The following is a 22731-nucleotide window of genomic DNA, read 5'->3' as shown; positions in this document are numbered from 1 at the left end:
CTTTTTTATTTTGCAATTTCACGCCAAGATTCGGCAATATTGTTTAATAAATCGAAACAGGTTTGTAATTTTTCTTTATCATTATGTAAATTGGCTAGAACTAACTGTTGGCTAATATACTGATATAAACGATCTAAATTTTCAGCGATTTCACCACCTTTTTCTAAATCTAAACAGCTTTTAAGACCGTTATCAACAATATTAATCGCTTTAGAAATTGCAGCGCCTTTACCTGCAATATTGCCTTTTTGAATATATAAACTCGCTAATTTAATTGCGTTAAGCGCGCCATCAAATAATAAAACAATTAATTGATGGGGAGAGGCTTGACTAACACGCGTTTCTAAATTGACTTGTTCATAGGCCTTTGAACCTAATTTATACATTATTTTCCTCTATTTTTTTAAGTTTGCCATCATATCAAATTGCGTTGTTAAATAGTTACTCATACTATCTAACGAGTTAATTAAAACATCTAATTTAGTAAATTGAGTTCGATAACGATCAATTGTTTGCTCAATCGAATTACTTACTTGATCATGACGTTTATCTAATGACTTTAATGTTGCATTCAAACCGTTAGTTGCTGAATCAATCATACCATCACTATCAATAAAGCCACTGACTTTGGCAAAAACTTCATTAGCAATCCCTGTGGTTTTACCATCACCTGTAAACAGTGTTGCTACAGCATCACTATTTTCACTTAGGGCTTTTTTTAGCTCATTTTCGTTAATGGTTAACGTACCACTCTTATCCATATTAATACCAATTTGGGCTAATACCGAAAACTCGCCAGATTGTCCTTTAGAAAATATCGAACGAATGCTTTGATCTATATTGCGTAATGTTGCATCTCCAACAAGCGGACCATTACTGTTATTTAATTCCTTAGAATTTTTTTCATCAGCAGTAAACTGGGTTAATGTTGATATTGTGGACTGTAACTGATTAAATGCCTCTACCCACTCTTTAATTGCCTCTTCGGCTTTTTCATCGTCTGCGGTTATTGCCAAATTTTGGCTTGTTGTTGTGGTCGCTTTTAATGTAATATCAACACCCGCAACCACGTCTTTGACAGTATTAGAGCCACTTGTTATCGCAATACCATTAAACGAAAATTTAGCATCTTGCGCTTTTGAAACTTCAGTCATATGGCTATTGTTTGGCTGATTAATATCAAACCCAATAACTTCATTTAGTTTTTCATCATCAGATGAAATAGCAGTAATGCTTTGTGATTCACCTGTTTCTTTCGAAGTAATAGATAATTGATAACTGCCATCTCCAGAGCGAACAACCGCAGCATTCATTGTTGACGAGCTTGTTTTTCCATTTTCATCAACAAATTGAGCATTATTAATGGCGTTGGCGATTGCTTCTAATGAGGTTTCATCTTTAGATAGCGTTATATTAAGCTTATCGCCATTTGCTTGTTCAATAGTAATTGTTCGAGTCTCATTACCATTGCCTAATTGAGTTGCTTTATCATTGATAGCTGATGTTGCAACACCATGAGAAGTCGCTAATTGATCAACAGTAACTGCATAATTACCTAATGCCGCTTTACTATTTACTTTTACTGAAAAATAATCATTATTACCCGTTGCAGTTCGACTTTGAAACAATTCTTTTTTTTGCAATTTTGCCGTTGCCGTATTAAATGTAGTTAATGCACTCTTTAATTTACCAAAACCGCTAATTTTGGCATTAATCGCCTTTTGTTGCGTAGTGATTGGGGCTAGCCGTGTTTTTTCTGCTGCTTCTAATTGATTTAAAATTTCACCCAGATCGATTCCAGAACCAATCCCTAATGCACTCATTGCCATGATTTAATCTGCCTATAACAATTATTCAATATTTATCATATCGGCTAGTTTTCCTAAAAATTTAGCATCAACTTAATATTTATTTAATAGAGAAAAAGTTATTTCTTTTTATGAACAAAAAATAATCATTAAAAATTTATTTGCAAAAATATAACATTATGATTTGTTTGTTAATATTAAAGATATTAACAATAATTTACCTATTTGAAAAAATATAAATATTAAAAAAATTAAAGTTCCTTATTTTATTACCGATAAGTTATGTATCAGCAAAAAATATTGAATAAAACCTCAATATATCGTTGATTTTATTATTTATATTAATGGAGATAAAAAATGGCACAAGTAATTAATACTAATACAATGTCTTTAATGGCAAGAAATAATCTTAACAACTCTCAAAGTGTTCTTGGTACAGCAATTGAGCGTCTTTCTTCTGGTATGCGCATTAATAGCGCAAAAGATGATGCGGCAGGCCAAGCTATTGCTAACCGTTTCTCATCAAATATCAAAGGGTTAACTCAAGCTGCTCGTAATGCAAATGATGGTATTTCACTTGCACAAACTACTGAAGGTGCATTAAATGAAATCAATAATAATGTACAACGTATTCGGGAATTAACCGTTCAAGCGGCAAATGGTACCAACTCTGAAAGCGATCTAGTATCAATTCAGAACGAAATTGACCAACGTTTAGATGAGATCGATCGTGTTTCTCAACAAACTGATTTCAATGGTTCTAAAGTATTATCTGAAGATAAAACACTAAAAATCCAAGTAGGTGCAAATGACGGCGAAACCATTGAAATCAATTTGAAAAAAATTGATAGTTCAGAGCTTGGTTTAAAAGATTTTAACGTATCTGATACACCAACAGCAGATCCATTAAAAACCATTGATGCAGCATTATCAAAAATTGATGCATTACGCGGGCAGCTTGGTGCGGTACAAAACCGTTTCGAATCAACAGTAACAAACATCAACAATACTGTAAATAACTTAAGTTCTGCACGTAGCCGAATTGAAGATGCAGATTATGCAACTGAAGTATCAAACATGACTCGAGGTCAAATTTTACAACAAGCAGGTACATCAGTATTAGCACAAGCTAACCAAGTACCACAATCTGTATTGTCTTTATTACAGTAATTCTGTTTATTTATTTTTAGTCATTCTAACTTTATCATTTAGTCATGGCGGTGTTTTTATAATACCGTTATGACTAATATTTATAATTAGCTATTTTTTACCCCCTTTATTCTGCCATTAAATTTATCAACAATCGTCATAATACTGTTAAGCACTTTTTCAACATTGGTTCAAAAATGGATAATAGCTTATATAACTCGCATGGTGTAATAAACCAAATCGATTGGAAACAGTATATTCATTTGGTTCGTAATGAAGCTTTAAAATTAGCTGTTCGTTTACCTACAACGGTTGAACTTGATGATTTATTACAAGTTGGCTATATCGGTTTATTAGACACAATAAAGCGTTATGACAAATCGCAAGGTAATACCTTTGCGACTTTCGCTATACCAAGAATTAAAGGCGCAATGCTAGATGAACTACGCAACCGTGATTGGTTGCCAAGGAAAACTCGAAAACAGATTAAAGATGTTACAACTGCCATTAATGAGTTAGAAAAATCACTAGGTACAGCACCTAACGATTATCAAGTTGCTCAATATTTAAAATTATCAATTAGTGAATACCGTAAGATTTTATTAGATTCAAATTGCAGCCAAATATGCTCATACGATGAAATCCATAAAAAGCTAGGTGATAACATTGATGCAGTTATTAAATATGAAGAAGATAATAATCCTTTTTTAGCCATAATAGATGAAGAAATTCGTAATACCGTAATTGAACAAATTGAAAACTTGCCCCAGAAAGAAAAGCTTGTTCTATCACTTTATTACCAAGAAGATCTCAATTTAAAAGAGATTGGTAAGACCTTGAATATTAGCGAATCAAGAGTAAGCCAATTACATAGTCAAGCAATAAAAAGAATACAAAGTAAAGTCAGTTTTTAGTAAAAATAAAAAAACAAATTAAATAAAGCGTAATTAATCGAAAATAAATTGAAATTATTTTTTTATTGACCTTTTGCATTTAAAAATGTAACTTTACGCACATAAAAAAAATATTTCGTTTTAATTTTACTAATTATTCGTTTTTTTACTCGAATAAATAAATATAAATTGGTGGCTAAATTGGGAAATTTATTAGATGACGATATTCTTAAATGTATACATCATTTGAATCTGTCAACACTACTATTAAGTCAAAAAATGATTGAAAAAGATAAAGTAATGGCAATGTATCGATTAGGAATTGATGAAAAAACGGCAGATATACTTAGCAGTTTAAGTACCTCTCAAATGTTGGTTTTATCGGAAACCAATCAATTAATATTTCAGTTACGATTTGAAAACGCAGAAATGATGAAAAAACTGACAGAAGAATCCCGTATTCGAGATATAAAACAGATGCATACAGGAATTCTTTTATCAAGTTTGTTATTAGACTCACTCAATAAGTAACTAAGGAACCGAAATGACAGGTACAAGTATTATTCAAAAATATCAGGAAACCGAGCTTGCCATCAAATTAATTTCCCTTGGTGGTAGGATTCAAATGTTGGAAAGTGAAACTAATTTAAGCCGAAATAAACTTATCAAGCTTTATAAAGAAATTCAAGGTTGTCCTCCACCTAAAGGTTTATTACCTTTTTCAACCTCGTGGTTTATGACATGGGAACCAAATATCCACGCCAGTATTTTTTATAATGCTTACGCTTTTTTAGTTAAAAATGGTCTAAAGTCAGGCATTCAAACGATCTTAAAAGCCTATCAACTTTATTTAGAACAGTGTCAATTTTCACACAAAGATGAACCTGTTTTAGGATTAACCAGAGCTTGGATTTTAGTTAAATTTGTAGAAAAAAATATCATGCAACAATCATGTTGCACAGACTGTGGAGGACTTTTTATTACGCACGCTTACCATCCACACAATACGTTCACTTGTAGTTTATGTCAACCACCGTCAAGAGCGGATAAGAATAATAAAACGCCACAAGAGAATAACGAAAGGTGTCTAAAATTGTTATCAACGTTAAGTAATTTAAATCCATCTGTTACAAAACAGATAACGGCTTAAACAAATATTAGAGATACTTCCACAATTTAACTATTAAACTATTACTCCATGGAGAAAAAAGAAAGCCAATGCTAATAATTATAGGATATATTGTTGTTATCGCCTCAGCACTACTTGGTTATGTGCTAAGTGGTGGCCATTTAGCTGTGCTATTTCAACCACTTGAATTGTTAATTATTGGCGGTGCTGCAATTGGTGGTTTTATTGTCAGTAATGAACAAAAAACAATAAAAGCAACACTCAAAGCGTTAGGGTTATTATTTAAAACATCTAAATATAATAAAAACCTGTATCTAACGCTGATCAATTTTATGTACACCATTTTAACTAAAATTCGCCAAAACGGGGGGTTATCTATTGAGGCGGATATTGATAATCCACACGAAAGTGAATTGTTTAAACAATACCCACTTATTTTATCTAACCCTAGAATATGCGATTTTATCACCGATTATTTACGACTTATGATCAGTGGCAATATGGATGTATTTGAAATTGAAACACTAATGAGCGAAGAAATTGAAACATTTGTCCACGAACTTGAAAAACCGGTAGATGCTATTTCGGGAATTGGTGATGGCTTACCAGCGTTCGGAATTGTTGCAGCGGTTATGGGCGTTATTAATACACTTGCACAAGCCGATAGGCCAGCGAGCGAGCTTGGTGAACTTATTGCACATGCGATGGTTGGTACTTTTTTAGGAATATTACTTGCTTATGGATTTGTTTCTCCATTAGCAGCTTTATTGAAACAAAGAAATGCCGACGTAGTCAAAATATTAGAATGTACAAAAACTATACTAATTGCCAGCATGCATGATTATTCACCACAAATTTGTATCGAATTTGGGCGAAAAACAATCTTTTCTCATGAAAGACCGTCATTTTTTGAATTAGAAAAATATATTCAAGAAATTAAAGATAAAAATATCAATAAAAATAACGAGTAATGAAAGATCAATCAATAAGAATAATTGTTAAAAAAAAATCGGGACATGGTGGTGGGCATCATGGTGGCTCATGGAAAATTGCCTATGCTGATTTTATGACCGCAATGATGGCACTGTTTTTAGTCATGTGGTTAATTTCGACATCAACACCACAAGAGTTGAAAGGTATTGCAGAATACTTTAGAACGCCATTAATTCTTGGCTACAATGGTGGAAAAAACATTAGCGACAGTGAAAGCCCCATTCCTGGCGGTGGTGATGATGTGAGTAAACAGCTTGGTGAAGAAAAAAATGATGCTCTATCACAAAATGAATTTGAAAAAAAACAACTTGAAAAAATACAGATGATTGAAGCGGCGCGAAAAATTTATGATATTTTCGATCTTGATGAAAAATTAAAAAAATTAGCACCGAATCTTATTATTGAATTAACTGAAATGGGATTACGAATTCAGATTCTAGCTTCTGACGATAAACCGATGTTTGATGTAGGTAGTGCGACAATTGATCCTAATATGCAAGAAATTCTGCGAACTTTAGCGCCGATTATCAATTCATTACCCAATAAAATTACCTTGTCAGGTCATACTGATGAACGGCAATATTCAACAGGCGATCGAGGATATAGCAACTGGGAATTATCAGCCGATAGAGCCAATTCATCAAGAAGAGAGCTTATTGCTGGCGGTTTAGATTCAAGCAAAATTACTCGTATTATTGCCTTAGCCGATACAGTAAGTTTAAACAATCCAAACTATAGTAAAGATGCCAACCGTCGTATTAGCATCTTAATTTTAAATAAAGCCACGCAAGAATATATTGAGTCCGAAAACAACATGACAGGTATTGATTTTTTAAAACAAACCCAATCCATTAGCGAGCAATAATCAAAAGATAAACCATCCATGGCATTATCTAAAAAATAATTAAAGTTTTGGTAACTTATGCCGATATAAAAAGTAACCCGTTCGTTTAATAATAATATTATTAACTGAAACCATAAATTTAGGAGTTTTTATGACAAATTCATTGATGAATACTGGTATTAGTGGATTAAATGCTGCACAAAATATGCTTAATGTAATAAGCAATAATATTAGTAATGCCCATACAACAGGTTACAATCGTCAACAGCAAATTTTACGTCAAGCAAATGGAACTCAACATAGTTTTGGTTTTGTGGGTAATGGTGTTTCGGTTTCATCGGTGAACCGTGCCTTTAACAGCTTTGTAGTCGGACAACTGCGCCAATCACAATCGCAAAGCGGCTCAATCAAAGCCTATTATAATGAATTATCAAAAGTCGATAACCTATTGGCAGAAAATGACAATAGTATTTCATCACAACTTAACAACCTTTTTGCAAGTTTAAATAAGCTAGCTTCAAATGCAGGCGATGCATCAACAAAACAAACAGTGATAAGTGATCTGGCATCGTTAACTAACCAATTTAATAAAACAGAAAAAAACTTAAAAAATCAAATTGCCAATATTAATACTGAATTAAGCAGTAATGTAGATAAAATCAACACCTATACTCAGCAAATTGCTGATCTCAATCAAAAAATTTCACAATTACAGTCAGTGGGTAACGGGCTTGAACCCAACGCATTACTTGATCAGCGTGATCAACTTGTTAACGAACTGAGTGAAATCATTGGTATTACCGTTACTGAGCAAAATGGACAATATAACTTATCCTTAGCCAATGGTCTAAATTTAGTTCAAGGTTCTTCTATAAATTTATTATCAGTTCAACCTTCTGCAGATGATCCCTCGTTAAATACAATTATTTATACGCACCATTCAGGCGCAACACAAGAATTAACGAGTCAGAACATCACATCAGGCTCATTAAATGGTCTGTTAACCTTTCGTGAAGGTCCTTTAACCGATGCACGCAATCAACTAGGTTTAATTGCCCTCAATTTAGCTGAACGCTTTAACCAAGTGCATATGTCGGGTATCGATATTAATGGTAATCAAGGCGAAAAGTTATTTAATTACAACCACCCTAGTTGTATCACCAATACTAAAAATCAAGGTAATGCCACGGCTAAAATCGAGTTTACATCGGTTACAGATGTAAAAGCATCTGATTACAAAATAGAATTTAATGGCAAAGATTGGGTTGTTACAAGATTATCGGATCACCAACAAATAACCCCAAAAATGGAAGGGGATAAATTGCTCTTTGATGGTCTGTCTATTGAAATAAGCGGTAACGCTGTAAGTGGTGACGCTTTTATGATTAAACCCGTGGCAGATATTGCTTCGTCATTAGAACTGTTGGTTAAAGATGTCAATAAACTAGCAACAGGTTTTGATGACGAAGAAAATGGCGCAGGCGATAATCGTAATGTTGCTAAATTATTAGAAATCCAAAATGAAAAACTTGTCAATGGTACAACAACGTTAAAAAGTGCTTATACAACCTTAGTAAGTTACATTGGTAGCGAAACTCAAACAGCTAAAGTTTCATCTCAATCAACACAAAATATAACTCAACAAATTTATGAACAAAATCAATCAATATCTGGGGTTAATCTTGAAGAAGAGTATATCTCAATGCAAGTTTATATGCAGTACTACCAAGCGAATGCAAAAGTGATTGATACGGCAACGACCCTATTTGATACCATTTTAAGTTTAACTAAATGATAAAAGGATAAAAAATGCGCCTTAGTACAAACTCACTTTATCAAAAAAATACACAAAGTATTTTAAATACTAACAGCAAATGGCAAAAATCCGGTTTACATCTAGCAACAGGAAAAAAAATTTTAACGCCTTCAGATGATCCTATGGGGGCTGCACAGTCATTAATATTAAAACAAGCGCAAGCTCAAAATGAACAATTTCAAGCTACGCGCGAAAGTACTGAAAAAACACTAAGTCGCCAAGATACACTTTTGTCGGAAATCAATACCGTTATTCAATCAATTCAAGAAACCTTAGTTTATGCCGCTAATGAAACATTAAATGAAGAAAATAGGCTAGATATTGCCAATAAATTACAAGGTTTAAAAGATCAACTATTTTCGTTAGCTAACTCAAAAGACACAAACGGTAACTATATTTTTGCTGGCAAAAAAAATGATACGCCTCCTTTTATAAAAAATGAATCAGGCGAAATCACCTATATTGGCGGAAGTACCTCTATTAATGTTTTAATTGATGATTCAAGAGAGGTTTCGGCAAGTTTTACAGGTATTGAAGTATTTATGACAGATGCCAATGTCAAAAATGCCGATGGCTCACCAGCTGAAAGCAATATTTTTGCCAGTATCGATTATGCACTCGATGCATTAAAAGCAGACTTAAATTATGATGATGAAAAAAGTGTTGAGGCATTTAGAGAAGGGTTATCAAAAGCTCGCAATGGTGTCGACAATTCATTTAGCAATATTTCAACGCTTAGAGCAGAAGGTGGCTCGGTATTATCTGAAGTAAACAGACTCATCACACTAGGCAAAACATTAGATATTGAATTCCAAACACAAATTAGTCAATTTGAAGATGTAGATTGGTATGATGCCATTTCAGAATACGCCATACTACAAGCAAATTTACAAGCAGCACAATACACCTTTATGACAATGCAAAGTATGTCACTGTTTCAAATGAAATAAACATTGCATGCTGATTTGTACAACGTGATTTTACCCCCCTAAAATAATTCATCCCCTATAGGAGGCTTAACGCCTCCTTTTTTGCAGAAATGCTCAATAAGTAATGCTATATCATGCTAGATAAGCAATCAATGTAATTATATAATTAACATAAAAATAAAAACTTAAATAAAATCAATGCATTTCTGACTGATTTTTTAGTGTGGTTTAATCACTCGTCGTTTACATAAACGGCATATTATGTATTGTATTTAAATCCAGTATTCCTACCATCAATTAAACGCAATTTGCCTAAACCCCGACACTTTTGTTGGTGGATTATTTTGGGCTATTTGTTCAATACGTCCAATGATTTGAATGAGTTTATCACTGTAATTTGGATCGGTGGCATAATTGGCCTCTTGTAATGCTTTAGCTGCCGTTCTGGCGTCTAGCGCATTAACTACAGCACGATAACGAGGATTATTTGTTAATAAATTAATATAATCGGTAAGTGCATGTTGTTTACTATTGTAGACTCTAAATTGGTCTTTGATTTTTATCATCTTATTATTGATAAATTCTTGAGTAGTTAATTGCGTTGAGCCTCCCTGCCACGATCGAGTCGCTTTAATTCCAAAATAATTGTGACTTGATTGATTATTTTCTGTCTTTATTTGCTTTTGTCCCCAGCCTGTTTCTAATGCTGCTTGTGCAATGATAATTTCGTAAGGAATGCCTGAATGTTTTGCAGCCTGCTTGGCAGGTTCAAGCCATTCGGTTACAAATTTAACAATATGTTCGTCTTTTCCATCTTTTATTGGTGTTTTTAACGATAATTCATTGGTTGAGTTAGTTGCCAGATTTGTCTTATGCTGGCGATAAAGCATTTGCCCTAATGCCTGAGGCGATATATTAGCTGATATATCACTAAATAAAGACTGCGCTAAACTAAGATTTTGCGAGGTATTATTGGTATTTGATTGTAAATTTATCTTTGTTGATGGCGATGCATGATGACTTAATTGTTTAGTAATGATATCGGCCAGTCCAAATCCTTTGCCCGCTGCTTGCTGTGCAATTTGCTGATCAAACATTGAAGTAAACAGTTGTGTAGCGGAATGATTAAATAAACCACTTTCTGGCACTGCTTTGCGCATTGACTGCATCATCATATTGATAAATAACGTTTCAAACTGCTCGGCGACTTGCCTAATGCTTCCTGCCGAGCCATTTGCAACATTGCGTTTTAATTGATTAAGCCCAGAAAAATCATAAGCAAAATGATTTAAAGATTGACTTATTTTATTATTCATAATGTATTTTCTTTTTTTATCATGCTTAATTTATATTACTCACAAACCATGTAATGACAAATAAGTTAAATTGTTTCTAAAGCTGCATGTAAGCAACCTGCTGTTTTTAGTGCTTCAAGTATCGACATTAATTCGGTCGGATTAGCGCCGAGCACATTGAGCGAATTAATTACATGATTTAAATCTGCACCTGAGGCTAGGTTATGCAGTGCGCCCCCTTCTTGTTCTACACTGATTTGATTTTCAGGAGTGACAACCGTCGCACCACCAGCAAGCGGCGTATTGGGTTGGCTAACATTAAGTTTACGATTAATAACCACCGACAAATTACCATGCGCCACAGCACAATTGTCTAACCTAACCTTTTGGTTCATCACAACAACGCCAGTGCGAGTATTGATTACCACTTTTGCCGAAATAGGTGTTGTGGCTATTTCAAGATTTTGTATTTGTGATAACAGCTTAACTCTTGCAGTATTTTCTTTTGGCATTTGCAAAGCGATTGTTATGCCATCTAAGGCGACAGCGATATTTTTTTGTAGTCTGTTAATTGCGTCCGAAATTTTTAACGCTCGGGTAAAATCAAATTCGTTAAGGTGTAAATGAATAACGTTTTGTTCATTTAAGTTGATTGCAAGCTCGCGTTCAATTGTTGCGCCATTAGGAATTGAAGCGCCCGCCATTTGGTTAATACTCACGCTGCTTCCTTTATTGCTTGCGCCCATTCCACCAACAAAAAGATTACCTTGAGCAATGGCATAGACTTGATTATCAGCGCCTTTTAATGGCGTCATAATTAATGTGCCACCTCGTAAGCTTTTAGCATTACCTAGTGAAGATACGACGACATCAATTTTTTGTCCAACTCGTGAATAAGAGGGTAATTTAGCTGTCACCATTACCGCAGCAACATTTTTCAGTTGCATATTGCTTCCTGATGGCACGGTAATACCCAGTTGAGATAACATGTTGGTGATGCTTTGAATGGTGAAGGGGGTTTGTGATGTTTGATCGCCAGTTCCATCAAGACCCACAACAATGCCATAGCCAACTAATGCGTTTTCTCTTACACCTTCAATAGTGACTAGATCACGTATACGTTCAGCATGTCCATTCGGTATGACCAATATCATCATAAAGATAACACTAAAAAAGGAACGCAGTTTTTTTATCATAATCAGACTCGTTAAAATGGTGAAAGATTTAAAAATAGACGCTGTAACCAGCCCATTGTTTGTGCTTCGTCAATATAGCCATTGCCAACATATTCAATGCGAGCATCGGCAACTTGTGTTGATATAACGGTGTTATTACCGCTTATGGTTCTTGGGTTAACCACCCCCGAAAAACGGATAAATTCGGTACCTTGATTAATCGCAATCTGTTTTTCACCAATTACTTTTAAATTACCATTAATCATGACATCTTGAACGGTAACCGTGATAGTGCCGCTAAATGTATTTTTAGCGTTTGCGCCACCTGAACCTTTAAAGTCATTGCTTCCAGAAAGATCAGTTTCGGCTTTGCCTCGACCAACTAATCCATCTAAAAAAGTGGGGATTTTTTTTACCCCTAAATTTACCGAGCCATTACGCCCCGCATTAATAGATGAACTTTTACTGGCGCTAACGTTTTCTTGCAGAACAATAGTTAACACATCTCCTACATGACGAGGGCGACGATCTTCAAACATCGGCTGATAACCAAAGCTGCTAGGTTGAGCAGCTTGATAAATCGATCCACTGGTGTTCACAATTTCGGGCATTTGTGGCACTATGCTAGTTTCGCCTTCAACTAATGCTTTTTTAGGCAACTGTGCACAGCTAAACAAAAAGAAAGCAATTAAAATATAAAAATATCTCATTTTGTTTATCATATGGCTAATGTTTATAACTGATTTAAACGCTGTAACATTTGATCAGATGCCGAAATGGCTTTACTATTAATTTCATAAGCCCGTTGGACTTGAATCATATTAACTAGCTCCTCAGCAACGTTGACATTAGAGGTTTCAGTGTAGCCTTGATATAGCAATCCAGCACCATTTAATCCTGGGGTATTTTCGGTCGATGTTCCTGAGCTTTCGGTTTCTAAATACAGGTTTTCACCAATGCTTTCAAGCCCAGTATCATTCATGAATGTATGTAACGTTAATTGCCCAACTTGCACTTGTGTTGATTGATTAGCTAACGTCACATTTACTACGCCGTCACGGGCAACCGTCATTTTTGTTGCATTAGATGGAATTGTAATGGTGGGCTGAATTTCATAGCCTGCAGCCGTAACTAATTGACCATTTTGGTTAACTTGAAACGAACCATTACGAGTATAAGCTTGTGTTCCATCAGGTAATAAAACCTGAAAGAATCCCTGACCATTAATCGCAATATCACTACTATTATCAGTGGCTTCTAAATTTCCTTGGCTATGTAAACGCTCTGTTGCAACAGGGCGAACGCCAGTACCAATTTGCAAACCAGATGGTAAAGTTGTTTGCTCTGAAGATTGTGCGCCAGGTTGACGAACGGTTTGATATAATAAATCTTCAAATACGGCTCTTTGTCTTTTAAAACCACTGGTACTAACATTGGCCAAATTATTAGAGATAATATCCATATTCATTTGCTGTGCCGTTAAGCCAGTTTTTGCAATCCATAATGATTTAATCATTTTCTTCCTACCTTAATACATTAATAAATTTAAGTTAGCGATAAAATTTGATTCGCTTTTTGTGCATTTTCATCAGCCGTCATGATTTCTTTCATCTGCATTTCAAACTGTCGAGAATGACTTATCAAATCAACCATTGTCGAAACAGGATTGACATTACTGCCTTCTAATACGCCTGACATGAGTTTCGCTTGAGGATTATCTTGCAATACAGCACCTCGTTGGTTGCGTGCTTCGTCGGTTAGTTGAAAAAAGCCATTATCACCACGAACAATTTCATGACGTTCAAGATGCACTTTTTTGATTTTACCTGCTTGGGCAATAGTGGTTGGCTTATTGCCTGCACCCAATGCTGAAAGCGTTCCATCACTGCTTATACTTACTTGCGATTGTTGTGGCACAGTTAAAACGCCATTATCACCAACTAAAGGGTATCCTTGAACATTTAGTGTGCCGTTTTGGTCAATTTGAATAGCGCCATTACGCGTATAAGCTTCACTACCATCAGGAAGTTGTATGGCTAACCAATGATCTTGAGCTAAAGCAACATCTAAATTTCTACCTGTGTAATTAAATTCACCCATTGCTGAATCAAACATTGGCGTTGTTGCTGTAACCATGGTTCGTGTCTGCTTCGTTTGACTGCCAACAATAGGTACTGCTTTCATTGCTGTTAACTGAGCTCGAAACCCAGTTGTAGAGACATTGGCTAGGTTATGGCTAGTGATTGCCTGTTGATTAAGCGTCTGACTTGCTGCCGACATTGCTGTATAAATTACACGATCCATAAATAACCTTTTAATTAACGTAAATTAACTAACGTATTTAGGATCTGATCCTGCGTTTTAATAGTTTGCGAATTAGATTGGTAATTACGCTGAGCAACAATCATATTCACTAATTCTTGGCTCATATCAACATTTGATGATTCAACCGCACCACTGGTTAGTGAGCCAAATGTGCCAGAACCTGCCGCACCTAAAACTTCAGTACCAGAGTTAATTGTTGATCGCCAATTATTGTTACCTGCTGATTCTAAGCCGTTAACATTAGCAAAATCAGCCATAGCAATTTGACCTAATAACATTGTTTGCTGATTTGAATAAACACCATAAATCGAACCATCATCATTAATACTATAGCCAACTAAATCACCCGGCGCATAGCCATCAACTATTGGCGTTTTTATGCTGCCGACTTCTTTGCCCATATTTTGTTGAGAACTATTTGCTAATGATAGAGTAAAGGTGTTATCCGCTGAACCATTTAACCCATTAATATTAATAGTCATTTCAGGATCGCTGATTAATTTACCAGAAGAATCAAATTCCATTTGCCCAATTCTTTGTAAAGTTGCATTAGGATCACTACTATCAAGGTAATGAACATCCCATTGGTTATCTGCCGTTTTTACATAAAAAAGCTGAACATTACGTTGATTCCCCAAAGAGTCGTAAGTGGTAATGGTTGTAGAGTAATTGAACGTATCAGCATCAAGTGCGTTAACAGGTTGTTTTGTTGGCACTTTGCTATTTGAATTTAAATTGGTTTGCAAAGAAGCTTTTGTTGTAGCCGATGCATTTAACATTTCTTGCGAAATTTTTAATGGTCCTGGTGCTGCGCCTTGCTGCACTTTTGGTGGCGTTCCTGTTGCAAGATACCCCGTCAGTTGTAAGCCATCAGTAGACACAATATTTCGTTCGGCATCCAATTGAAATTGCCCATTACGGGTATAGTAAATTTGACCATTACTATCGACTAAGCGAAAAAAGCCATTTCCTGAAATCGCAACATCTAAGCTGTTATTGGTCGTTGTTGCTGTGCCATCATTGAAATTTTGCATCACACTAGCGACTTTTACGCCCATTCCAACTTTTGAACCGGCATAAATATCAGCAAACGAGATACTTGCGCTTTTAAAACCGACTGTTGCTGAGTTAGCGATGTTATTACCAATAACATCTAACTGTTTTGATGCAGCATTCATGCCACTTACTGCTTGAGAAAATCCCATAGAACTTCATCTCCTTTAAAGAATTTGACGAACTTCGTCAATACTAATAGAACCAAGAATACCTAAATCAAGTAATACTTTATTGTTAACCTTGCTGTTAATCACGCCATACACAACTGAATAAGATAATGGTGTAGAGAATACTTTTTGCCCATCATTAGTGGCATTGACCGAAAAGGTATAACTCCCATCAGGCGCAATTGTTCCATCATTTAAAATGCCATCCCAAGTAAAAGAGCTGACCCCAGCAGGAATAGCGCCTAAATCGACTTCACGAACCACATTGCCTTTTTCATCTTGAATGGTTATAACCACTGAATCTGCATCACGCATCAATTCAAAACCAAAAGGCGTTGTGATAGTTTCTTTATCTGGCTTTGTATCATCAAATGTATTGATGCCATTAGGATCCGAGGTTGCCACTAAAATTTTATTACCTGGGACCATAACCCCTTTACCAATCATATTGCTGGCATTAACCGATAAACTATCGTCAATCTGCCCCGAAACGATGCCTAATGAGGTGTTAAGCCTTTCGATTCCTGCTAACGTATTAATTTGAGCAAGTTGCGAGGTTAACTGACTATTATCCATTGGGTTTGTTGGATCTTGGTTTTTCATTTGTGCAATTAATAACGTTAAAAAATTATCCTGCAACTCTTTACTAGAGTTACCATCTGACGTATTTTTTTGTTTTGCTTGAAGATTTTTTACACCTGAAGATTCTGAAACCAGTACATTTGATACGCCCACCAGTCACTCCTTGTTATTGTCCTAATGTCAATGTTTTTAGCATTAACGTTTTTGCTGTATTAATGACTTCAATATTTGCTTGATAACTTCGTGATGCTGAAATGGTATTAACCATTTCGGCAACCGCATCGACATTTGGTTTTTGAATATAGCCTTTTGAGTCGGCTAAAGGGTGATTAGGTTCATAAACTAAATTCATTGGTGTTGGGTCTTCAATAACCTGCGACACTTTAACCCCTGCAATACTATTACTAGGGAAACCTTGGTTATCTACTTGAAAAACAACTTGCTTGGCGCGATAAGCCTTACCTGATGTACTTGTTACACTATCAGCATTGGCTAAATTACTAGCGCTAACATTCATTCGTTGGGTTTGCGCCATTAATGCTGACCCAGATATTGCAAAAATAGAAAAGCTCATCATTATTATCCTTTTTGTAATACTGACATAACATTTTTAAACTGTTCACTTAAAAACGTTAAATTGCTTTGGTAGTGAATACTATTATCAATAAAAGCAGTGCGCTCTTGATCCATTTCGACAGTATTACCATCGGCTGATGCCTGATAAGGAATTCGATAAAGCACATTTTGATTAGGCTTAGGTGATACCGCGCCTTGGATATGATTACATGCGGTTGTATTTAGGTTGAAATGATTAATATTGCTCTGGTTGTTAAGCGCCTTAATGAGTTCAGCGTTAAAATCAATATCTCTAGCTTGATAGTTAGGAGTATCACTATTGGCAATATTTGCAGATAATATATTTTGCCGTTTTTCTCTTATATTTAATGCTTGCTGATGAAAATTAACAAATGTATCTAATTTATCAAACATAAAATTGTCTCACTTTTTTTGATAGTGAGAATTTTAAGCCAATCAAAAAAAAGTCATTGAAGAAATAACGATAAAAATTGCCCTTATTTCAAGATTCATTTAATGCAATGATAAAGTAAAATCAGTTTATGAATAATTCAAAACAAGTAAATATGATTAAAATTACAAAATTAATGTTCGCTATTTTTATGCTATTTAGTTCGAATACAGTTTTTGCTAATTCACTTGATAAACAGATTAATAATTTACTATCGCAACAATTTAGCTATAAACCTGATGAGATTGTAATTACTTATCTTACCGCTAAACCTAAATTGGATTGCAATACACCAATACTTTCATTATTAGATAAAAAAAAATTGTTGGGTAACATAACTATTAGTGCGCAATGTGATAATAAGAAAAAATTTATCCAAATTCATGTTGCTGCAGTGGGTAACTATATTGTTGCTAAAAAAACAATAAATGCAGGAGCGGTAATAGATAAAGATCATATTCGCATACAATCAGGTCGGCTAGATAAATTACCTTCTTCGGTTATTTTAAATGAAGTTGATGTGCTTAATCGTATCGCTTTGCGTAATATCAATCAGGACGAACCAATAAAAACAACAATGCTTCAAAATAGCTGGCTAGTAAAAGCAGGTCAAACAATTAAAGTAATAATTTATGGTGAGGGTTATGAAGTGTCAACAAGTGGTAAAAGCCTAAGTAATGCTGCGTTAAATGATAAAATTAGAGTTAAGCTAAATTCTAATAAGGTTGTTGAAGGAACACTTACTCACCAAGGAGTAATTATTTTCAACAAATAATATTAATGATTTTTTTATTATTGCCGATAATAAAACTAAACAAATCACTTAAATCGTCAATTTGATTAAAGGTATTTTATGAGTATAGATGCAACAAAATCCGTTACAACCATATCAGGACTACTTAAGCGTGGTGTTGTCAATGAGCAACATAAAAGTGAAACAGTATCTGTACAAGCAAAAAACAGTGCGAATGTGAGTACTAAAGTAAGCATAACTCAACATTCAATGGATCTTTTACACTCAACCGACCAAGATATTGATATCGAAAAAATTGAAAAAATAAAACAAGCCATTACCAACGGCACCTTGGCTATTGATACACATAAAATTGCAGATAAATTAATTAAACAATTACTACAACGTGTTTGAAGATAAGACAATTATAGGAATACAAAATGATAGAACTCAATAATACCCTAAATAAAATAACAGAAATGCTACAAACACTTTCAGGAATTTTGCAAACCGAGCAAAAGTTATTAATTGAAAATAGCTTAACCAATCAATTAAATGAAATTATTAATAAAAAAAGTCAACTCCTGATTGAGTTAAAGTTACTAGATGAAAAGCGTATAAAATTAAGTAAACAATTTAATATTCAACCACCTTATGAAGAAAGCCCAACAATTGCAGAACATTGGCTATCAATTACTAACACAACGGTATTATTGTCAAAGATAAATCGTGATAACGGGATAATCATTCAAAATCGTATGAACATAACCCAACAATCGATCAATTATCTTAAAAATATGAATAGCCCAGCAGTTTATACTAATCATGGCTATCAACAAACAGATGTTATCTCATCAAAACGAGCTAAAGTTTAAGGAGAATTGATATTTGTTGATGTTATTGTTAGCAAACTCGATAAATACCCACAAAAATACCCTCTTATTAAGCCAATAACTTGTGAGTAATTAGTTCATACTGTTAGCATTGTAAATTTTAATCAAACTATAAAGTTTTATTTAATTTCATCATGGCTGACGATAGTGATCTAGATAAAAGTGAACAACCTACCGATAGCAAAATTAAAAAGGCTAAAGAAAAGGGACAGATCCCAAGATCTCGAGAATTAACTTCTCTGTTAATATTGTTAATAGGTATCTTTTTATTTGCAGTAATGGGATCACATTTAGTTAACCAATTAATCACAATGATAAAAACTGCAATCAAGGTTTCGTATAAAACTGATGACAGATTAATGGTCTTTAATTTAGTTAACTTATTAATCCATGGTTTTTGGGCAGTTTTACCAATTTTTTTGGGGTTAGTTATTATTGCTATATTTGCACCACTTTGTGTTGGCGGATTACTATTTAGTCTACAATCAATTAAACCTAATTTTAAAAAACTCAATCCAATATCAGGATTTGGCAGGTTATTTAGCACTAGAGTTCTTTCTGAATTGTTAAAGAGTGTGCTTAAAGTAATACTAATTACTATAACTTCAACACTGTTTTTAATGCATCATTTTTATGACATGCTCTCATTACCTAATATGTATTTAAATAATGCATTAGCCAAATCAACACAATTAGTTATTCTTTGTGGGATTCTTAGTGTTATCGCTTTAGTACCAATGGTCGGTTTTGATATCTTTTATCAAATTTGGAGTAATTTGAAAAAATTAAAAATGTCAAAACAAGAGATTAAAGATGAATTTAAAGAACAAGAAGGTAATCCGCAAATCAAAGGGCGAATTCGTCAAATGCAACAAGCAATGGCAAGACGCCGTATGATGAAAGATGTGCCGAAAGCAAATGTCATTGTTACCAACCCAACCCATTATGCGGTTGCTCTGCAATACGATGAAAAAACAATGATGGCACCAAAATTATTGGCCAAAGGCACAGATAAAATTGCGCTACGTATTAAAGAAATTGCCAGTGAACATAATATTCCGCAATTAGAAGCTCCTCCACTTGCGCGGGCTTTGTATCGTCATGGTGAAATAAGCGAAACTATTCCAATTGAATTATATGCGGCTGTTGCGCAAATTTTAGCTTGGGTATATCAATTAAAACAGTGGCATAAATATGGTGGCGATAAACCAATAGCGCCAAATAATTTACCCATACCTGAATCACTATCCGTAAATAAATAAAGGTAATAACTAGTCTTATGATTAAATCTAAACTACTTAATTTATTATCAAATAATACAAAAAATGGTCGTTATCAAATCTTAGCTGGTCCTTTGCTAATTTTATTGATTCTTTCGATGATGGTATTACCCCTGCCTGCATTTATTTTGGACCTGTTTTTTACATTTAATATTACGTTATCAATTGTTATCTTGATAGTCGCATTGTTTACTAAACGTGTGCTTGATTTTGCTGCATTTCCAACTATCTTACTTTTTGCAACTTTATTACGGCTATCATTAAATGTCGCTTCAACGCGAGTTGTGTTATTAAAAGGACATACAGGTAGTGACGCCGCTGGGCGCGTTATTGAAGCCTTTGGCCACTTTTTAGTAGGGGGTAACTTTGCTATCGGTATTGTGGTGTTTATTATTTTAGTCATTATTAACTTTATGGTTATTACTAAAGGAGCAGGAAGAATCGCCGAAGTTGGCGCACGCTTTGCATTAGACGGTATGCCAGGTAAACAAATGGCAATTGATGCTGATCTTAACGCAGGTCTAATTGGAGAAGATGAAGCCAAAGCACGCCGTGCCGAAGTTACACAAGAGGCTGATTTTTATGGTTCAATGGATGGAGCAAGTAAATTTGTACGCGGTGATGCCATTGCTGGATTACTAATAATGGCAATTACCATTATCGGAGGCTTACTAGTTGGTATGGTTCAACACGGTATGCCATTTTCAGATGCTAGCAAGACTTATGTTTTACTCACCATTGGTGATGGTTTAGTTGCACAAATTCCTTCACTGATTATCTCAACTGCCGCTGGTGTTATTGTTACACGAGTCACATCGCAAGAAAATGTCAGCGAACAGATGCTCAAGCAGCTATTTAATAATCCACAAGTCCTTATTTTAACTGCAGTGGTGATTGGCTTATTAGGACTAATTCCAGGAATGCCGAATCTTGTATTTTTATTATTTACTGCTTTTTTATCTATTATCGCTTGGTGGCTAATAAAACAGAAAAAAACTGAACCACAAATCACAAATAAAACTAAAGAAGTACAGGCAACCATGCCAGCCAACATTGAAGCAACTTGGTCAGATGTTAATATTGAAGATATCTTAGCTATGGAGGTAGGATACGGACTAATCCCAATGGTAGATCAAACTCAAAATGGCGAGTTGCTTGGAAGGATCCGCAGTTTACGGAAAAAATTTGCTCAAACACTTGGCTTTTTACCACCACAAGTGCATATAAGAGACAATCTTTCATTAGCACCTTATCAATATAAAATCTTCATAAAAGGGGGAGAAATTGGTAAAGGTGAAATTGTTAATAATAAATGGTTAGCTATTAACCCCGGTAATGTAGCAGAAACCATTGAAGGCACTCCAACAACTGAGCCAGCTTTTGGATTACCTGCGGTTTGGATAGATGAAAGCAATAAAGAAAATGCGCAAATATTAGGGTATACCGTCGTAGATACAAGCACCATGATCGCTACTCATTTTAATCATTTACTACAACAGTTTGCTAGCGATTTATTAGGTCGATTAGAAACCCAAGAGCTATTAGACAGAATAAAACAAGAGATTCCCAAATTAGTAGAAGATTTTATTCCTAATGTTGTAACATTAACCACTTTCCATAAAATACTGCAAAACTTGATCGCAGAAAAGGTTTCAATTCGTGATATGCGAACCATCATTGAAACAATCTGTGAACATGCACCAATTCAAAATGATGTTTATCAATTACTTAGTATAGTAAGAATAGCATTAGGTAGAGTAATTACACAACAATGGTTCCCAGGTACAGACCCAATCAATGTAATAGGGTTAAATATCAACTTAGAACGTTTATTATTACAAGCACTGCAAAATACCAGCAATTTTGAACCAGGGCTTGCTGAACATATTATTGAGCAACTACAAATAGCGCTTAATCAACAAGAAGCTATTGGTGCACCACCTGTATTATTAGTAAACCATACATTAAGGCCAATGCTTTCACAATTTTTAAGACCTAATTTTCCTCAATTAGCGGTGCTATCGAATTTAGAAATTACCGATAACAGAGAGATAAAAGTGAGTACGCAAATTGGGGCTGAATAGTGATCTTATTATACTAATAATGTGTAGTAATTATTTCTTTTTTACAGTAATTTAAGACACTACGATAATAAATATCCATAAAAAAGCAAACTAACGCCATATCACATACAAGAGATATGGCGCTGATATCATAAACAAAGCTAACCATCACTGATTTAGCTAAAGTTGAACTGTTTACTTTTTAGGTTATATTTTTGTAAAAAATATTCAGGATTCTATACCGTTTCAAGATTAAAAAAGCCAAAAAAAGCGATACAGACTTTAATTGAAATCTAGCATAATCAACAAATATTCAAAAAAAGAAAACAAAAGTTTAAGCGATTTATTCACTTTTATAATACGGTTAAACCACATTGAAAGGGTTATATTGTGGGACTTAATGATTATTGAAGTTACAACAATGATGCTATTTAAATCTGAACAATTTCTAAACTGCCTACACGGCATTGAAGTAGGCGGTGTTGGTTATGGTGCCCTATCAACATTTCTAAACTGCCTACACGGCATTGAAGTTACACGAGCTTGGTGTTATCGTCATTGGGTATTTCTAAAC

General features: G+C 34.5%; 24 protein-coding genes and 1 CRISPR repeat array (1 of these 25 cut by a window edge). Of the genes, 13 read left to right on the top strand and 11 right to left on the bottom strand.

The features are described from left to right. Positions 1 to 5: 5 nt before the first annotated feature. Both fliS and fliD read right to left on the bottom strand, forming a co-directional pair. The gene (fliS, locus tag GQ590_RS04410) at positions 6 to 386 is read right to left on the bottom strand and encodes a flagellar export chaperone FliS (protein ID WP_160406961.1); all 381 of its coding nucleotides are present in this window, start codon (positions 384 to 386) and stop codon (positions 6 to 8) included. Positions 387 to 395: 9 nt separating this feature from the next. Then, positions 396 to 1829 carry a flagellar filament capping protein FliD gene (gene fliD / locus GQ590_RS04405; RefSeq protein WP_160406965.1) on the bottom strand — a complete coding sequence of 478 codons (1434 nt, stop codon included), beginning with the start codon at positions 1827 to 1829 and terminating at the stop codon, positions 396 to 398. 336 nt (positions 1830 to 2165) lie between these two features. Between fliD and GQ590_RS04400 the strand changes: the two genes are divergently transcribed. The 8 genes from GQ590_RS04400 (at position 2166) to flgL (ending at position 9582) form a co-directional block, all read left to right on the top strand. Continuing rightward, positions 2166 to 2978, top strand: a complete 813-nt coding sequence (locus tag GQ590_RS04400; RefSeq protein ID WP_160406967.1) for a flagellin — start codon at positions 2166 to 2168, stop codon at positions 2976 to 2978. A gap of 176 nt (positions 2979 to 3154) precedes the next feature. Further along, positions 3155 to 3871: an RNA polymerase sigma factor FliA gene (locus GQ590_RS04395; protein ID WP_160406970.1), complete on the top strand. Its 717-nt coding sequence runs from the start codon at positions 3155 to 3157 to the stop codon at positions 3869 to 3871. 180 nt (positions 3872 to 4051) lie between these two features. Then, complete coding sequence (flhD, locus tag GQ590_RS04390; RefSeq protein ID WP_160406973.1) at positions 4052 to 4381, top strand: flagellar transcriptional regulator FlhD; 330 nt, start codon at positions 4052 to 4054, stop codon at positions 4379 to 4381. A 13-nt stretch (positions 4382 to 4394) separates the two neighbouring features. Continuing rightward, positions 4395 to 5000 (top strand): flagellar transcriptional regulator FlhC, encoded by a 606-nt coding sequence (flhC, locus tag GQ590_RS04385; protein WP_160406975.1) that lies wholly within the window; start codon positions 4395 to 4397, stop codon positions 4998 to 5000. 68 nt (positions 5001 to 5068) lie between these two features. Next, positions 5069 to 5950, top strand: a complete 882-nt coding sequence (gene motA, locus GQ590_RS04380; RefSeq protein WP_160406979.1) for a flagellar motor stator protein MotA — start codon at positions 5069 to 5071, stop codon at positions 5948 to 5950. Continuing rightward, on the top strand, positions 5950 to 6837 hold the full coding sequence (gene motB, locus GQ590_RS04375; RefSeq protein ID WP_160406985.1) for a flagellar motor protein MotB: 888 nt from the start codon (positions 5950 to 5952) through the stop codon (positions 6835 to 6837). The genes motA and motB overlap by 1 nt, the downstream gene beginning before the upstream one ends. A 130-nt stretch (positions 6838 to 6967) precedes the next feature. Next, entirely contained in the window at positions 6968 to 8611 is a 1644-nt protein-coding gene (flgK, locus tag GQ590_RS04370; RefSeq protein WP_160406987.1) for a flagellar hook-associated protein FlgK, read from the top strand. A 14-nt stretch (positions 8612 to 8625) separates the two neighbouring features. Next, entirely contained in the window at positions 8626 to 9582 is a 957-nt protein-coding gene (flgL, locus tag GQ590_RS04365) for a flagellar hook-associated protein FlgL (protein ID WP_160406991.1), read from the top strand. Between the two features lie 272 nt (positions 9583 to 9854). Here flgL and flgJ read toward each other — a convergent pair whose 3' ends face one another. From flgJ to flgB, 9 genes are all read right to left on the bottom strand, one after another. Continuing rightward, the gene (gene flgJ, locus GQ590_RS04360; RefSeq protein WP_160406994.1) at positions 9855 to 10877 is read right to left on the bottom strand and encodes a flagellar assembly peptidoglycan hydrolase FlgJ; all 1023 of its coding nucleotides are present in this window, start codon (positions 10875 to 10877) and stop codon (positions 9855 to 9857) included. Positions 10878 to 10942: 65 nt separating this feature from the next. Next, complete coding sequence (locus GQ590_RS04355) at positions 10943 to 12013, bottom strand: flagellar basal body P-ring protein FlgI (RefSeq protein ID WP_368669153.1); 1071 nt, start codon at positions 12011 to 12013, stop codon at positions 10943 to 10945. A gap of 50 nt (positions 12014 to 12063) precedes the next feature. Further along, positions 12064 to 12741 carry a flagellar basal body L-ring protein FlgH gene (locus GQ590_RS04350; protein WP_237397805.1) on the bottom strand — a complete coding sequence of 226 codons (678 nt, stop codon included), beginning with the start codon at positions 12739 to 12741 and terminating at the stop codon, positions 12064 to 12066. A 23-nt stretch (positions 12742 to 12764) separates the two neighbouring features. Continuing rightward, complete coding sequence (flgG, locus tag GQ590_RS04345) at positions 12765 to 13547, bottom strand: flagellar basal-body rod protein FlgG (RefSeq protein ID WP_065635947.1); 783 nt, start codon at positions 13545 to 13547, stop codon at positions 12765 to 12767. 29 nt (positions 13548 to 13576) lie between these two features. Continuing rightward, entirely contained in the window at positions 13577 to 14335 is a 759-nt protein-coding gene (locus GQ590_RS04340; protein ID WP_091121528.1) for a flagellar basal body rod protein FlgF, read from the bottom strand. A gap of 14 nt (positions 14336 to 14349) precedes the next feature. Then, entirely contained in the window at positions 14350 to 15561 is a 1212-nt protein-coding gene (flgE, locus tag GQ590_RS04335) for a flagellar hook protein FlgE (protein ID WP_160407002.1), read from the bottom strand. Positions 15562 to 15576: 15 nt separating this feature from the next. After that, the gene (locus GQ590_RS04330; RefSeq protein WP_202112868.1) at positions 15577 to 16314 is read right to left on the bottom strand and encodes a flagellar hook assembly protein FlgD; all 738 of its coding nucleotides are present in this window, start codon (positions 16312 to 16314) and stop codon (positions 15577 to 15579) included. Positions 16315 to 16327: 13 nt separating this feature from the next. Continuing rightward, on the bottom strand, positions 16328 to 16738 hold the full coding sequence (gene flgC, locus GQ590_RS04325) for a flagellar basal body rod protein FlgC (RefSeq protein WP_160407005.1): 411 nt from the start codon (positions 16736 to 16738) through the stop codon (positions 16328 to 16330). Positions 16739 to 16740: 2 nt separating this feature from the next. Further along, a complete protein-coding gene (gene flgB / locus GQ590_RS04320; protein WP_160407008.1) occupies positions 16741 to 17151 on the bottom strand; it encodes a flagellar basal body rod protein FlgB in 411 nt (136 codons plus the stop codon). Positions 17152 to 17303: 152 nt separating this feature from the next. On the opposite strand from flgB, the gene flgA reads away from it, so the two are divergent. The 5 genes from flgA to flhA all read left to right on the top strand — a co-directional run bounded on the left by flgA (position 17304) and on the right by flhA (position 22178). After that, entirely contained in the window at positions 17304 to 17963 is a 660-nt protein-coding gene (gene flgA / locus GQ590_RS04315; RefSeq protein WP_160422544.1) for a flagellar basal body P-ring formation chaperone FlgA, read from the top strand. A 78-nt stretch (positions 17964 to 18041) separates the two neighbouring features. After that, a complete protein-coding gene (flgM, locus tag GQ590_RS04310; protein ID WP_160407014.1) occupies positions 18042 to 18335 on the top strand; it encodes a flagellar biosynthesis anti-sigma factor FlgM in 294 nt (97 codons plus the stop codon). 26 nt (positions 18336 to 18361) lie between these two features. Then, complete coding sequence (locus tag GQ590_RS04305) at positions 18362 to 18796, top strand: flagella synthesis protein FlgN (protein WP_160407017.1); 435 nt, start codon at positions 18362 to 18364, stop codon at positions 18794 to 18796. Between the two features lie 152 nt (positions 18797 to 18948). Then, a complete protein-coding gene (flhB, locus tag GQ590_RS04300) occupies positions 18949 to 20076 on the top strand; it encodes a flagellar biosynthesis protein FlhB (protein ID WP_160407021.1) in 1128 nt (375 codons plus the stop codon). 17 nt (positions 20077 to 20093) lie between these two features. Beyond that, positions 20094 to 22178: a flagellar biosynthesis protein FlhA gene (gene flhA / locus GQ590_RS04295; RefSeq protein ID WP_160407024.1), complete on the top strand. Its 2085-nt coding sequence runs from the start codon at positions 20094 to 20096 to the stop codon at positions 22176 to 22178. 424 nt (positions 22179 to 22602) lie between these two features. After that, positions 22603 to 22731: direct repeats of the CRISPR family, unit length 28 nt; unit sequence TTTCTAAACTGCCTACACGGCATTGAAG; it runs 799 nt beyond the window's last position.

It is taken from the genome of Gilliamella sp. Lep-s35, assembly GCF_009795845.1.
In the GTDB taxonomy this organism is placed as follows: Bacteria; Pseudomonadota; Gammaproteobacteria; order Enterobacterales; family Orbaceae; genus Gilliamella.
This window is presented reverse-complemented; position numbering and strand designations above follow the sequence as displayed.

Coding starts and splice junctions, on each gene's coding strand:
- fliS (WP_160406961.1), bottom strand. CDS start 386: ATGTATAAATTAGGTTCAAAGGCCTATGAACAAGTCAATTTAGAAACG.
- fliD (WP_160406965.1), bottom strand. CDS start 1,829: ATGGCAATGAGTGCATTAGGGATTGGTTCTGGAATCGATCTGGGTGAA.
- GQ590_RS04400 (WP_160406967.1), top strand. CDS start 2,166: ATGGCACAAGTAATTAATACTAATACAATGTCTTTAATGGCAAGAAAT.
- GQ590_RS04395 (WP_160406970.1), top strand. CDS start 3,155: ATGGATAATAGCTTATATAACTCGCATGGTGTAATAAACCAAATCGAT.
- flhC (WP_160406975.1), top strand. CDS start 4,395: ATGACAGGTACAAGTATTATTCAAAAATATCAGGAAACCGAGCTTGCC.
- motA (WP_160406979.1), top strand. CDS start 5,069: ATGCTAATAATTATAGGATATATTGTTGTTATCGCCTCAGCACTACTT.
- motB (WP_160406985.1), top strand. CDS start 5,950: ATGAAAGATCAATCAATAAGAATAATTGTTAAAAAAAAATCGGGACAT.
- flgK (WP_160406987.1), top strand. CDS start 6,968: ATGACAAATTCATTGATGAATACTGGTATTAGTGGATTAAATGCTGCA.
- flgL (WP_160406991.1), top strand. CDS start 8,626: ATGCGCCTTAGTACAAACTCACTTTATCAAAAAAATACACAAAGTATT.
- flgJ (WP_160406994.1), bottom strand. CDS start 10,877: ATGAATAATAAAATAAGTCAATCTTTAAATCATTTTGCTTATGATTTT.
- GQ590_RS04355 (WP_368669153.1), bottom strand. CDS start 12,013: ATGATGATATTGGTCATACCGAATGGACATGCTGAACGTATACGTGAT.
- GQ590_RS04350 (WP_237397805.1), bottom strand. CDS start 12,741: ATGAGATATTTTTATATTTTAATTGCTTTCTTTTTGTTTAGCTGTGCA.
- flgG (WP_065635947.1), bottom strand. CDS start 13,547: ATGATTAAATCATTATGGATTGCAAAAACTGGCTTAACGGCACAGCAA.
- GQ590_RS04340 (WP_091121528.1), bottom strand. CDS start 14,335: ATGGATCGTGTAATTTATACAGCAATGTCGGCAGCAAGTCAGACGCTT.
- flgE (WP_160407002.1), bottom strand. CDS start 15,561: ATGGGATTTTCTCAAGCAGTAAGTGGCATGAATGCTGCATCAAAACAG.
- flgC (WP_160407005.1), bottom strand. CDS start 16,738: ATGATGAGCTTTTCTATTTTTGCAATATCTGGGTCAGCATTAATGGCG.
- flgB (WP_160407008.1), bottom strand. CDS start 17,151: ATGTTTGATAAATTAGATACATTTGTTAATTTTCATCAGCAAGCATTA.
- flgA (WP_160422544.1), top strand. CDS start 17,304: ATGATTAAAATTACAAAATTAATGTTCGCTATTTTTATGCTATTTAGT.
- flgM (WP_160407014.1), top strand. CDS start 18,042: ATGAGTATAGATGCAACAAAATCCGTTACAACCATATCAGGACTACTT.
- GQ590_RS04305 (WP_160407017.1), top strand. CDS start 18,362: ATGATAGAACTCAATAATACCCTAAATAAAATAACAGAAATGCTACAA.
- flhB (WP_160407021.1), top strand. CDS start 18,949: ATGGCTGACGATAGTGATCTAGATAAAAGTGAACAACCTACCGATAGC.
- flhA (WP_160407024.1), top strand. CDS start 20,094: ATGATTAAATCTAAACTACTTAATTTATTATCAAATAATACAAAAAAT.